Here is a 12,273-nt window from a genome sequence, read left to right as displayed (position 1 = left end):
CCGACCCCGACCCCGACCCCGACGGTCACCCCCACGACGCCCACAGCTTCCCCCTCGCAGAGCACCGGCAGCGGCACCACGACGAGCGCCGGCTTCGCCCCCTACGTCGACACCTCCCTCTACCCCGCCTTCGACCTGGTCGCCACCGCCGAGGCCACCGGCGTCAAGGACTACAACCTCGCCTTCGTCACCGACGGCGGCGGCTGCACCCCGAAGTGGGGCGGCGTGACCGACCTCGCGAGCGACGCCGTGGCCGCCCAGATCGGCGAGCTACGGGCCAAGGGCGGCGACGTCCGGGTGTCGTTCGGCGGCGCAGCGGGTTCGGAGCTGGCGACGACGTGCTCGTCGGCGGCCGCGCTGGCGACGGCGTACGAGAAGGCCGTGGCCGCCTACGACCTCACCAAGGTCGACTTCGACGTCGAGGGCGGCGCGCTGCCCGACACCGCGGCGAACACGCGCCGCGCCCAGGCCATAGCCGCGCTCCAGAAGAACCACCCGGACCTGGACGTCTCCTTCACCCTCCCGGTGATGCCGGAGGGCCTGACCCAGGCGGGCGTGGACCTGCTCGCCGACGCCAAGAAGAACGGCGTCGACATCACCACCGTCAACATCATGGCGATGGACTACGGCCCGGCCTACAGCGGCGACATGGGCACCTACGCCGAACAGGCCGCCACCGCCACCCAGGCCCAGGTCAAGAGCGTTCTCGGCCTCTCCGACAGCGCCGCCTGGAAGGCCGTTGCCGTCACCCCGATGATCGGCGTCAACGACGTCACCACGGAGATCTTCAAGGTCGACGACGCCACCCAGCTGGTGAACTTCGCCAAGTCCAAGGGCCTCGGCTGGCTGTCCATGTGGTCGGCCACCCGCGACAAGCAGTGCTCGGGCGGCGCGAAGAACTACGCCGACGCCACCTGCAGCTCGATCGTCCAGGACCAGCACGCGTTCTCGAAGGCGTTCGCGGCCTACAACTGACGCCCCCACGGGCCGGGACGCGGCATCCCCCTCGGATGCCGCGCCCCTCCCCCGGTTCCCCCCGAGGCGGTGGTGGGGCCGCCCCTATTCGGCCGCCGCCACCGGCGGAAGCGTTCCGGTGCGGGCCGCCTGCCCGTACCAGAGCGCACTGGACTTCGGCGTACGCGCGAGGGTCGCGTAGTCGACGTAGACCGCGCCGAAGCGCTTCTCGTAGCCGTACGCCCACTCGAAGTTGTCCATCAGGGACCACAGGTAGTAGCCGCGCACGTCCGCGCCGTCCGAGACCGCGCGGCGGACCGCGGCGAGGTGACCGTGGAGGTAGGAGATGCGCTCCGGGTCGTGGACGCGGCCGTCGGGGTCCGGCTTGTCGTCGTAGGCCGCGCCGTTCTCCGTGATGTACAGCGGCAGGCCCGGGGCCTCGCGCGTGTAGCGCATGATCAGCTCGTGCAGGCCGGTCGGGTCGATCGACCAGCCCATCTCCGTGCGCTCGCCCGGAGTCTGGTGGAAGGCGACGTCGTCCGCGCCCGGCCACGGGGAGAAGGCGCTCGCCCCGTGGCCGTCCGCGCGCGGACCGCTCAGATCGTTGTCCGCCGCCGACACCAGCGCCGGCGTGTAGTAGTTGAGGCCCAGCGCGTCCAGCGGCTGGTTGATCGCCCGCAGGTCGCCGTCCTCGACGTACGACCAGTCCGTGATCAGCTCCGTCGCCGCGAACAGCGACTCCGGGTACGCCCCGTGCAGTATCGGACCGTGGAAGACCCCGTTGGCCAGGTCGTCGATCTTCCGGGCCGCGGCCAGGTCGGCGGGGTCCTGCGAAACCGGCCGCACCACCGAGGAGTTGAGGCTCAGCGCCACCGAGTTGCGGGCCGGCATCGCCGACCGCAGGGCCGAAGTGGCCAGCCCGTGCGCCAGGTTCAGGTGATGGGCCGCCTTCAGCGAGGCCGCCGGGTCGGTGCGGCCGGGTGCGTGCACCCCGGACGCGTAGCCCAGGAAGGCGCTGCACCAGGGCTCGTTGAGGGTGATCCACTGCTCCACCCGGTCGCCGAGCGCCTCGCCGACGATCTGCGCGTACTCGGCGAAACGGTAGGCCGTGTCACGTTCGGGCCAGCCGCCCGCGTCCTCCAGCTCCTGCGGCAGATCCCAGTGGTAGAGAGTGACGGCCGGCTTGATGCCGACCGCGAGCAGCTCGTCCACCAGCCGCCGGTAGAAGTCCAGACCGACCTGGACCGCCGGGCCCCGGCCCGTCGGCTGCACCCGGGACCAGGAGATCGAGAAGCGGTACGCGTTCAGGCCGAGGTCCGCCATCATCGCCACGTCGTCGCGGTAGCGGTGGTAGTGGTCGACAGCGATGTCACCGTGCTCGCCGCCGGCGGTCTTGCCGGGCGTATGACTGAAGGTGTCCCAGATCGAGGGCGTACGGCCGCCCTCCCGCACCGCCCCCTCGATCTGGTACGCCGAGGTGGCGGCGCCCCAGAGGAAGGCGGGGGGAAAGGTCACCGGGGTCGCCGGCGTTGCGGGTTCAGGCATGGAAGCGCTCCCATTGGAGGTCGTGGAGACCGACGGGTAGATGGGGGGAAGGAGAGGGGCCGAGGCGGCGATGACCCGGCCCCCGGGAAAGCGGAGGTCAGCCCTTGACGGCGCCCTGCATGATGCCGCCGACGATCTGCTTGCCGAAGATCGCGAAGACGATGAGCAGCGGCAGCGTGCCGAGCAGCGCGCCGGCCATGATCAGGGACTGGTCGGGGGTGTAGCCGCGGCCCAGACCCGCGACCGCGACCTGCACGGTCGGGTTGCCGTTCTGGGTCAGGACCAGGAACGGCCACAGGAAGTCGTTCCACGTCTGCACGAACATCAGCATGCCGAGCACGGCCATCGCGGGGCGGGCGGCCGGGAACACCACATGCCAGATCACCCGCCAGCTGCTCGCGCCGTCCACCCGGGCCGCCTCGATGATCTCGTCGGGCAGCGCCTGAAGCAGGTACTGCCGCATGAAGAACACGCCGAACGCGCTGACCAGCGAGGGCAGGATCACCGCCTGGAGCTGGTCGGACCAGTCGAGCTTCGCGACCATCATGTACAGCGGGATCACGCTCAGTTGCGGCGGCACCATCATCGTGCCGATCACGATCAGCATCAGGGCGTTACGGCCCTTGAACCGCAGCTTGGCGAAGGCGAACCCGGCGATCGTCGACAGGATGACGATGGTGATCGCCGAAATCCCCGCCACGAGCGTGGTGTTGATGAACGCCTCGCCCAGGTTGGCGTCGGTCCAGGCGACTTCGAGCTTGTCGAAGAGTCCCGAACCGAACCAGAACGGCGGTGGGTTCTCCGCGAGCCGCTGGTTGTCGCGGGAAGCGGCGATCGCCGTCCACACCAGCGGGAACAGCGAGACGAGCGTGAACACGATCAGGATCAGATACGCGATCGGACCGCCGTGCAGGGTGCCGCCCGCCCGGGCGGCCTTGGAACGCCGCACACGCTTGGATTTCTGCGGGGGCGTGTCGGTGGGCGGAGTCAGTGTCGTCGTCACGGCCGGTTCTCCTAACTACTGGCGCGCAGCCGGCGCGAGATGACGTAGTTGACGATCCCGATGACGATGAGGATCAGGAACATCGTCCAGGCGATCGCGGAGGCACGGCCCAGGTGCTGGTTGACCCAGCCCTGCTCGTACAGATACAGGCCGAGCGTCTGGAACTGGTGCTGGGATCCGCCGGAGGCCCCCTTGCTCGCGTCGAACAGCAGCGGCTCGCCGAAGAGTTGGGACGCGCCGATGGTGGAGACGACCACCGTGAACAGGATCGTCGGCCGCAGCGCGGGCAGCGTCACATGCAGGAACTGCTTCCAGCGGCTGGCCCCGTCCAGGGCCGCGGACTCGTACAGGTCCTGCGGGATCGCCTGCATCGCCGCCAGGTAGATCAGCGCGTTGTACCCGGTCCACCGCCAGATGACGATGGAGGAAACCGCGATCTGCGAGGGCCACTTGTCGTTCTGCCAGTCGATGTTGTCTATGCCGACCTGGTTCAGCACCCAGTTGATCATGCCGTAGTCACGGCCGAAGAGCAGGACGAAGACGAGCGAGGCGGCGGCGATCGACGTCGCGTACGGGGCGAGCATCGCGACCCGGTAGAAGGTCGAGGCGCGCAGCTTGTAGTTGAGGATGTGCGCGAGGCCCATCGCCATCAGCAGCTGCGGCACCGTCGAGATGATCCCGATGGTCAGCGTGTTCTTCGCCGCGTTCCAGAAGAAGTCGTCGTCGAAGATCCGCGTGTAGTTCTTGAAGCCCACCCAGTTCATGTCGGTGGGGGCGGTCAGCTCCACCTGGTGCAGCGAGGCCCAGCCGGTGTAGATCAGCGGGAACAGGCCGAACGCCAGGAACAGCAGGAAGAACGGCGAGACGAAGGCGTACGGGCTCCAGCGCATGTCGCGCTGCCAGCGCCGTGACAGCCGGGCCCGGCGGCGCTCGTCGGCGGAGGGCCCCGCGGGCGGGCGGGCCGGGGCCGCGCCCCCCTCCTTGGCGGGGGACGCGGCAGCGGTTTCGTGCCCAGTGGTCATACGGGTCACTGGTCCAGGTTGTTGTCGATGGTCTTCACGGCGTTGTTCCAGGCGTCCTTGGCGGACTTGCCCTGGGTCACCAGGATGACGCCGTTGTCGGTCAGACCCTGCTGGATGATCTGGTCCTTCGGGCCGATCGTCTGCACGGGGATGTTCTTGGCGGCCTCGGCGAAGATCGTGCCGATCGGCGCGTCACCGGTCATGTCGTTCTTCGCGCTCTTGACCGCGTCCGAGTCGTAGGCGGCCGGAGTGCTCGGGAAGCTGCCCTGGACGCCGAAGAGCTTGGCCTGCTGCGCGGGTGCGGTCAGCCAGGCGGCCAGCTTCGCGGCCTCCTCGGTGTTCTTGCCGGACTTGGGCACGGTCAGGAAGGACCCGCCCCAGTTGCCGGACTTCGGCGCCTGGGCGATGTCCCACTTGCCGGCCGCCTCGGGCTTCGACTTGCCCTTGATGTAGCCGAGCATCCACGGCGGGCAGGACATCGCGGCGAACTTGCTGTTGGCGATCGTGGTGTCCCAGGCCGGCTGGAACTGCGTCTGGTTGCCGATCAGTCCGTCCTCGGCGGCCTGGGCCGTGAGGTCGAAGGCGTTCTTGACGGCCGGGTTCGTCTTGTAGATGACCTTGCCGGAGGCGTCGTAGAACCGCTCCTTCTCACCACTGAGGATCGACTGGATCAGGCCGCCGGGGGAGTCCAGGAACGTGGTGCCCTTGGGCGCCTTCGCCTTGTACTGCTTGCCGACGTCGACGAACTTGTTCCAGTCACCGGCCCACAGCTTGCCGACCTCCTCGCGGTCGGTGGGCAGACCGGCCGCCTTGAACAGGTCCGTGCGGTAGCAGATGGCCATCGGGCCGATGTCGGTGCCGACACCGATGGTCGCACCGTCCTTGGTGGTGGCCTGCTCCCACTTCCATTCCAGGTAGTCGCTCTTCTTGCCGTACTTCGACAGGTCGAGCAGCTTGTCGGACTGGGTCCCGACGATCTCGGCGATGTTGCCGACCTCGACCATCTGGATGTCCTGGAGACCACTGTTGGTGGTGAGGTGGTTGATCAGCGCCGGGTAGTAGTTCTCGTTGCGCTCGACGACGGTCTGCTGGATGTCGATGTCCGGGTGGAGCTTCTCGTACTCCTTGTACAGCCCGGACTCCTCGAAGCCCGCGGTGCCGAAGAGGCCGAGAGTGATCTTGGTCTTGCCTCCGCCGCCCTCCGACGAAGAGCCCCCCTCGTCCTTCTTGCCGTCGTCGGCACAGCCGGCCAGCAGCCCGGCGCCCAGCGACGCGACGGCCGCGAGGACCACCACCCTGCGACGGGCGGTTCGGGTACGTGCTCGCATTGAGTCCTCCTGTTGCCCTGACGTGCCGACCCCCCGGCCAACTGCATTGTTGGGCCCGTTAGTTCTCGCGGCGGCTCGGGCGGGGAACGTGCGGGATGTGTATGTGTCAGGTACTGTGGGAGCGCTCCCATCAGTGATGAGTTGAAGAGTCGTCGGTCTTGGCGGGGGTGTCAAGGGAGTCGGCGAGGAGATATGTCTTCAGTTATCGGCCTGTTAACTAACTCGGGGGTCGGACACCGGCCGCCCCTTTTCGGCCTGTCCGGCGTTTGAGGGCGAGGCCCTTCGGGCCGACGCGGAGGTCCGGGGGCGGCAGCCCCCAGGGGCGCTCACGGCGATGGACAGGACTGTTACATTCCAGGCCAGCGTCAACATACGGCGGGAAGGCGGAGCCCATGGCAACCCACGGAGCGCGGGGCCGGAGCGGTGGCCGGCCGACCCTCGAAGAGGTGGCCGCGCGTGCCGGAGTCGGCCGCGGCACGGTCTCCCGGGTGATCAACGGCTCGCCCCGGGTCAGTGACGCGACCCGCGCGGTGGTGGAGGCCGCGGTCGCGGAGCTCGGCTACGTCCCGAACACGGCGGCGCGTGCCCTGGCGGCAAACCGGACGGACGCGATCGCCTTGGTCGTCCCCGAGCCGGAGACCCGGTTCTTCGCCGAGCCGTACTTCTCGGACATGCTGAAGGGCGTCGCGGCCGAGCTCTCCGACACGGAGATGCAGCTGCTGCTGATTTTCGCGGGCAACGACCGTGAAAGGCAGCGGCTGGCCCAGTACTTGGCGGCGCATCGCGTGGACGGGGTGCTGCTGGTCTCGGTGCACGCGGACGACCCGCTGCCGGATCTGCTGGCCCAGCTGGAGATACCGTCGGTGATCAGCGGTCCGCGCTCGGCGGCGGAAACGCTCCCCTCGGTGGACTCGGACAACTACGGCGGCGCCCGGCAGGCGGTGGAACACCTGCTGTCCCGTGGTCGCACCCGCATAGCGCACATCACCGGACGCCTCGATGTGTACGGTGCCCAGCGCCGTATCGACGGTTACCGGGACGCGCTGCGCGAGGCGGGCCTGGAGGCGAACGGGAACCTGATCGAAGCGGGTGACTTCACGGAGGAGGGCGGCACCCGCGCGATGGCCGCGCTGCTGGCCCGCGTTCCCGACGTGGACGCGGTCTTCGCCGCCTCGGACGTCACGGCGGCCGGTGCCCGCCAGGCACTGCGCGAGGTGGGCCGCCGTATCCCCGACGACGTCGCCCTCGTCGGCTACGACGACTCCGCCATCGCCCGCCACATGGACCCGCCGCTCACCAGCGTCCGCCAGCCCATCGCCGAGATGGGCCGCCACATGATCGACCTCCTCCTCACCGAGATCGCGGACCGCCGCCCGGCGGTGTCGCGGGGGCTGGAGAGACGGCAGGTGGTGCTGGCCACGGAGCTGGTGGAGCGTACGTCGTCGTAGGGCACCGCCAACCCCGCGGGAACGCAAGGCGGTTGGTGGTCCCCTTCAGGCGCTCAGCGACAGGCGCCAGAGCGTCTCGCCGTCGTGCTGTTCGTCGGTGGGGAGCAGGCCCGCTGCCGTGGCGACCGCTGCTGATGCGGTGTGGGCCGGGTGGATGTGGGCCGTGACGGTTCGCACGTAATGGCGGACCAGCCAGGTCACCAGCCCCCGGGCCGCCTCCGAGGCCAGGCCCTGGCCCTGCCAGGGGGTGCCGATGATCCAGGCGATCTCCGCCTCGTGCTTACCTGTGACCGTGGCCTGGACGGTGCCGATGAGGGTTTCGTCCGCGTGCCGGCGCAGGACCCAGTTGAGCCAGGAGACGGCCGGGTCGGGGGAGCCGGTGACCAGACGTTCGTAGCGCGCTCGTAGCTGCTCGACGGTCAGGGGCGCTCCGCCGATGAAGGTGTGCAGGGCCGGATCGGCGAGTACGGCCGACATCGCCTCGGCGTGGTCCACGCGCAGGGGGAGGAGGTCGAGGCGGGCCGTGCGGATGAGTTCGGTGTGCACGTGGGCTCCCGGGAAAAACGAACCAGCCGGTGACCTCTGTATCGAGGTCACCGGCCGATTACTCAGGGTGAGTGACGGGACTTGAACCCGCGACTTCCTGGACCACAACCAGGTGCTCTACCAGCTGAGCTACACCCACCATGACCGGCTTTACTGCTTCAGGTTTCCCTGACCGGCCGAGAAAAAGTGTACAGGGTCCGAGGGGGTGCTCGTGCACGGCTTTTACGGCGCCCCTTCGGCGGACCCTGACGCACCTACTGAGCAGGCAGGACGTACTTCGCGGCGATCGTCTTCGCGGTGTCGGAGTCGGGGCCGGGCTGCGGCACGAACACGGCCTCGCGGTAGTAGCGCAGCTCCGCGATGGACTCGCGGATGTCGGCGAGGGCGCGGTGGTTGCCGTTCTTCTCGGGGCTGTTGAAGTAGGCCCGGGGGTACCAGCGCCGGGCCAGTTCCTTCACCGAGGAGACGTCGACGATCCGGTAGTGGAGGTAGTCCTCCAGCGTCGGCATGTCCCGGAGCAGGAAGCCGCGGTCCGTGCCCACGGAGTTGCCGCACAGGGGGGCCTTGCCGGCCTCCTTGACGTGTTCCCGGATGTAGGAGAGGACCTGCTCCTCGGCCGCGGCCAGCGTCGTGCCGCCGGCGAGCTCGTCGAGGAGCCCGGACGCGGTGTGCATCTGACGCACCACCTCCGGCATCGTCTCCAGCGCCTGATCCGGCGGTCGGATGACGATGTCCACTCCTTCGCCGAGTACGTTCAGCTCGGAGTCGGTGACGAGGGCGGCAACCTCGATGAGCGCGTCGTCGGACAGCGAGAGGCCGGTCATCTCGCAGTCGATCCACACCATGCGATCGTTCATGCGACCACCCTAAAGCTGACGTCGCCTTTTGGGAGGCCCGGCGGTGCAGGGACCTGAGTGCACGCCCGAGCGCCGGGCGGGATGAGTGGTCATCCCGCCCGGCGCTCGGTACGTCGTTACGATCCGCTGCGCTGTCCCGGCAGGCTCGCCGACAGCTGGGTCGCCGGACCCATCGAGCTCGCCGCCGCCGTACGCCGGGTCTGGAGCGGGACCGGGCCGCCCTCCGGATGGAGAACGGGTGCCGGGCCCACCGGGCCCGTCGCTCCGTCGCTCTCGGTCGGCCTGTCGCTCTGCGGACGCCGCGCCCGGTACGCCGCGCGGTACGCCGCCGGCGACGAGCCCAGCTGGCGGCGGAAGTGCCCGCGCAGGGCCACCGGCGAACGGAAGCCGCAGCGCCCCGCGACCTCGTCCACCGAGTAGTCCGACGTCTCCAGCAGCCGCTGTGCCTGGAGCACCCGCTGGGTGATCAGCCACTGCAGCGGCGCACTGCCGGTGAGCGAGCGGAAGCGGCGGTCGAATGTCCGACGGCTCATGTAGGCGCGCGCGGCGAGCGTCTCCACGTCGAACTGCTCGTGGAGGTGCTCCAGCGCCCAGGCGACGACCTCGGCGAGCGGGTCGGCGCCGATCTCCTCAGGTAAAGATCGATCGAGATAGCGCTCCTGACCGCCGGAGCGGCGCGGGGGGACCACCAGACGCCGGGCCAGTGCGCCAGCCGCCTCGTTGCCGTGGTCCGTCCGCACGATGTGGAGACAGAGATCGATTCCGGCCGCGGTACCGGCCGATGTCAGTACGTCGCCGTCGTCGACGAACAGTTCGCGTGGATCCACGTGTACCGACGGATAGCGCTTGGCCAGCGTCGGTGCGTACATCCAGTGTGTCGTCGCGGGGCGGCCGTCCAGCAGGCCCGCCGCGGCCAGGACGAAGGCGCCGGTGCACAACCCGACGATGCGGGCGCCTTCTTCGTGCGCCCGGCGCAGTGCGTCGAGCGCGTCCTCCGGCGGTGGCGAGGTGATCGAACGCCAGGCCGGTACGACGACCGTGCCTGCTCGTGAGATCGCCTCCAGGCCATGTGGCGTGGTGAGTTCCAGGCCCCCTGTGGTCCGCAGTGGGCCTTCCTCGCCGCCGCACACCAGCAGTCGGTAGCGCGGCACGCCGGCGTCCTGGCGGTCGATCCCGAACACCGAAAGCGGTATGGAACTCTCGAAGATGGGGCCGCCGCTGAACAAGCAGCACCGCGACGATCTCCTTGCGGCGTCGCCCGGAAAGCTTCCGGGCCGCGGCTTCCGGCGCGGCAGTGGAGTCGTGGCTCATACTGCTAAGCCCCCCTCGGTGGTCGCGGCTCCTCGGTTGTGTCGCTCCTGCACGTTTCCCCTCGGTCCTGCACGAGTCCCCCGCCGTAAGACGTCAAGATCGAATCTACTGTGTCCAGTGGTGCCGGGGTGACCAGTTCGGCAACCGGCACATTGTCGACATGGCAACTTGGCGTGAAGCATTCGATCACGAAGCGTTGCACTCACAGGCCGTGCAGGGAAGTGCGCCTCGTCGTAGTGGCCAATCCACGTAGGGTGCGAGGGGCCTTGGAGACCCTTTCCGTGCAGGTCGAACGGGGGGTGGGGGGTGGTGGGGGCAACGGATGCGCGGTGGCCGGAAGTTGGCTGAAAAGATACGGGTCCGTGCGCGGAAACCGGTCAAGCGACCGGTGAGTTTCCCCCAGTGTGACGACCGCCTCGATGAGCCCCGGTTCCGGTCCTGTGACGACGGCCACGATGGGGCGCGTTTTCCTCGGCGAGCAGCCGGGCCGCGCCGCGCTCCGACTGGCGCAGCAGGACCCGGCAGACGGCCGTGACGGCGGCCAGGCCGAGGGCCGTGCCCGCCGCGCCGGCGAGCGAGGTGCCGTACCAGAGAAGGACCACGGGGACGAGGACGCAGCTGAACACCGCCCAGCGGACCACGTCCGTGGCGGAGTCCTCGGAGGGGGGTCGGTGTCCGGACATGTGTTGCTCCCTGGGGCGTGACTGCCGGGTTCAACGCGTGTTCGAGCGGTCGGTCACTGCGCGTACGGCCGTCAGGACCGTACGGTGGCGTGAATCCTGTGCAAACCGCCTGTACAGCGCAGCAACCATTGCGTTACGGGCGCACCCTCGTGCATGCTCCCTGGAACCCCCCACCGACCGTGCGCGGGATCTGGGCTAAGGAGGCGTGCCGCCGTACCCTTGGGGGTATGGGGTTGGGAAGATGATTCCCGGACACAGCTCCGCCGCACACTGTCGTCCCTCCCAAAAAGGATCGCAACGCCGAGACAGCCATGGCCGGTCACGAATTCTTTGAACCCGCGGACCGCAAGCGGCCCGTCGCCGACCCCACGGCGGCCGAGCCCCTGGCGGCGGAAGAGCCACGCCATTCCTGCGACCCCGCCTTCAAGCACGGCGTAGTGGTCGGCTTCGACGGCTCCACGTCCAGTGAGCGCGCGCTCGCGTACTCCATCGGCATGGCCCATCGCTCCGGCTCGGGCCTGATCATCGTCCATGTCGCCAACCGGCTGCCCACGACCGTGTGGGCCGGCTGTGAGCCGCCGGTCTTCGTCGATGTGCCGGACCATCGCACCGAGGTGCTCGGACTCGAGCTCGCCTGCGCGGACTATCTCGCCGAGGTGCCGTGGATCCTCGTCGAGCGCGGCGGCGACATCTGCCATGAACTCGAAGAGGTCGGGCGGGAGTACGAGGCGGACGCGATCGTCGTCGGTTCCACGCACGGACTCGTCGGGCGGATCTTCGGGTCTGTGGCGGGGCGGCTCGCCAAGCGGGCGAAGCGCCCTGTCGTTGTGATTCCGTAACTCGCCGTTGTCCCAGGTGAGATACCGCCTGGGAAGGGCCGGGCTTCCCTTGTGCAGTGCGTAAATCTACTGGCGCGTAGAGGTGTTTGTGCGCTTGTGAAGGGCATATATCGCACACCGCACAACTGCACAGCATGAAGGGAGCCCGCCGTGGACAAAGACGTCTCCGCGGGAGCAACCACCACCATCGTCGGCCGACTCGCCCTCGGGATCACCCTCCTGGCATTCGGCCTCGGCCACACCGACGTGATCGACGGCGTGACAGCCGCTGACGCGGTGTCAATCGCCCAGTACGTGGGCGGAATCGCCCTCTTCGTCGCGGGTCTCATGGCCTTCCGCGACCGTGACACCGCCAACGGTACGGCCTTCACGGCGCTGGGCGCGCTGTGGTTCACATGGGCCGTCTCGGACGCCGGTTCCGCGAACGCGGCCGGGCTGTTCCTGCTGCTCTTCGCCCTCGTGGCGCTGTCTCTCACCCTCGCGGGCGGGGACCAACTCGGGCAGGGCGCCTACGGGTTGTTCTTCGTGGCGCTGGTGCTCATGGCCATCGCTCAGTTCGCCGACAATGACGGGCTCACCAAGGTGGGTGGATGGTTCGCCGTCGCCGCGGGTGCGGTGGCCTGGTATGCGGCGACGGCCGCGATGGCTCACTGGCCGACGGTGCTTCCTCGACGTGCTGCCGGCCGGGGGGTGACGGCCACCGGCTAACGGGCAGCCGACGCCGGGGTATTGGGCGG

At 69.0% G+C, this 12,273-nt stretch carries 11 protein-coding genes, 1 tRNA gene and 1 pseudogene; 4 read left to right on the top strand and 9 right to left on the bottom strand.

What is annotated here, in order from left to right; translation table 11 throughout:
* Positions 1–975 (top strand): chitinase (locus tag TN53_RS25180; RefSeq protein WP_046260910.1); only part of this gene is annotated, 975 nt, incomplete at its 5' end.
* Between the two features lie 84 nt (positions 976–1,059).
* On the opposite strand, the gene TN53_RS25175 is transcribed toward TN53_RS25180, so the two are convergent.
* From TN53_RS25175 to TN53_RS25160, 4 genes are all read right to left on the bottom strand, one after another.
* Positions 1,060–2,499 (bottom strand): GH1 family beta-glucosidase, encoded by a 1,440-nt coding sequence (locus TN53_RS25175; RefSeq protein ID WP_046260909.1) that lies wholly within the window; start codon positions 2,497–2,499, stop codon positions 1,060–1,062.
* 97 nt (positions 2,500–2,596) lie between these two features.
* Positions 2,597–3,502, bottom strand: coding sequence for a carbohydrate ABC transporter permease (locus TN53_RS25170; protein WP_046260908.1), 906 nt, complete (start codon positions 3,500–3,502; stop codon positions 2,597–2,599).
* 11 nt (positions 3,503–3,513) lie between these two features.
* Positions 3,514–4,524 carry a carbohydrate ABC transporter permease gene (locus tag TN53_RS25165; RefSeq protein WP_046260907.1) on the bottom strand — a complete coding sequence of 337 codons (1,011 nt, stop codon included), beginning with the start codon at positions 4,522–4,524 and terminating at the stop codon, positions 3,514–3,516.
* 5 nt (positions 4,525–4,529) lie between these two features.
* Entirely contained in the window at positions 4,530–5,852 is a 1,323-nt protein-coding gene (locus tag TN53_RS25160; RefSeq protein WP_046260906.1) for an ABC transporter substrate-binding protein, read from the bottom strand.
* A gap of 392 nt (positions 5,853–6,244) precedes the next feature.
* Here TN53_RS25160 and TN53_RS25155 point away from each other — a divergent pair, with 392 nt between their 5' ends.
* Positions 6,245–7,300: a LacI family DNA-binding transcriptional regulator gene (locus TN53_RS25155; protein WP_046260905.1), complete on the top strand. Its 1,056-nt coding sequence runs from the start codon at positions 6,245–6,247 to the stop codon at positions 7,298–7,300.
* Positions 7,301–7,345: 45 nt separating this feature from the next.
* Here TN53_RS25155 and TN53_RS25150 read toward each other — a convergent pair whose 3' ends face one another.
* The 5 genes and pseudogenes from TN53_RS25150 to TN53_RS25130 form a co-directional block, all read right to left on the bottom strand.
* Positions 7,346–7,846, bottom strand: a complete 501-nt coding sequence (locus TN53_RS25150) for a GNAT family N-acetyltransferase (protein ID WP_046260904.1) — start codon at positions 7,844–7,846, stop codon at positions 7,346–7,348.
* Positions 7,847–7,912: 66 nt separating this feature from the next.
* Positions 7,913–7,985, bottom strand: a tRNA-His gene (locus tag TN53_RS25145).
* A 115-nt stretch (positions 7,986–8,100) separates the two neighbouring features.
* Positions 8,101–8,703: an oligoribonuclease gene (orn, locus tag TN53_RS25140; protein ID WP_046260903.1), complete on the bottom strand. Its 603-nt coding sequence runs from the start codon at positions 8,701–8,703 to the stop codon at positions 8,101–8,103.
* Positions 8,704–8,819: 116 nt separating this feature from the next.
* Positions 8,820–10,014: pseudogene (locus tag TN53_RS25135) on the bottom strand (helix-turn-helix domain-containing protein).
* A gap of 377 nt (positions 10,015–10,391) precedes the next feature.
* Complete coding sequence (locus tag TN53_RS25130; RefSeq protein ID WP_046260902.1) at positions 10,392–10,697, bottom strand: hypothetical protein; 306 nt, start codon at positions 10,695–10,697, stop codon at positions 10,392–10,394.
* 311 nt (positions 10,698–11,008) lie between these two features.
* On the opposite strand from TN53_RS25130, the gene TN53_RS25125 reads away from it, so the two are divergent.
* Positions 11,009–11,536 (top strand): universal stress protein, encoded by a 528-nt coding sequence (locus TN53_RS25125; RefSeq protein ID WP_046260901.1) that lies wholly within the window; start codon positions 11,009–11,011, stop codon positions 11,534–11,536.
* Positions 11,537–11,686: 150 nt separating this feature from the next.
* The gene (locus TN53_RS25120; protein ID WP_046260900.1) at positions 11,687–12,244 is read left to right on the top strand and encodes a GPR1/FUN34/YaaH family transporter; all 558 of its coding nucleotides are present in this window, start codon (positions 11,687–11,689) and stop codon (positions 12,242–12,244) included.
* The last annotated feature ends 29 nt before the right edge of the window (positions 12,245–12,273 follow it).

It is taken from the genome of Streptomyces sp. WM6386 (assembly GCF_000972385.1).
In the GTDB taxonomy this organism is placed as follows: domain Bacteria; phylum Actinomycetota; class Actinomycetes; order Streptomycetales; family Streptomycetaceae; genus Streptomyces.
Note: the sequence above shows the minus strand (reverse complement) of the source record. Positions and strands in the feature narration are given on the sequence as shown.

What these genes read in the sequence shown, in the direction of transcription:
- TN53_RS25175 (WP_046260909.1), bottom strand. Translation starts at nt 2,499, where the DNA reads ATGCCTGAACCCGCAACGCCGGCGACCCCGGTGACCTTTCCCCCCGCC.
- TN53_RS25165 (WP_046260907.1), bottom strand. Translation starts at nt 4,524, where the DNA reads ATGACCACTGGGCACGAAACCGCTGCCGCGTCCCCCGCCAAGGAGGGG.
- TN53_RS25160 (WP_046260906.1), bottom strand. Translation starts at nt 5,852, where the DNA reads ATGCGAGCACGTACCCGAACCGCCCGTCGCAGGGTGGTGGTCCTCGCG.
- TN53_RS25155 (WP_046260905.1), top strand. Translation starts at nt 6,245, where the DNA reads ATGGCAACCCACGGAGCGCGGGGCCGGAGCGGTGGCCGGCCGACCCTC.
- orn (WP_046260903.1), bottom strand. Translation starts at nt 8,703, where the DNA reads ATGAACGATCGCATGGTGTGGATCGACTGCGAGATGACCGGCCTCTCG.
- TN53_RS25130 (WP_046260902.1), bottom strand. Translation starts at nt 10,697, where the DNA reads ATGTCCGGACACCGACCCCCCTCCGAGGACTCCGCCACGGACGTGGTC.
- TN53_RS25125 (WP_046260901.1), top strand. Translation starts at nt 11,009, where the DNA reads ATGGCCGGTCACGAATTCTTTGAACCCGCGGACCGCAAGCGGCCCGTC.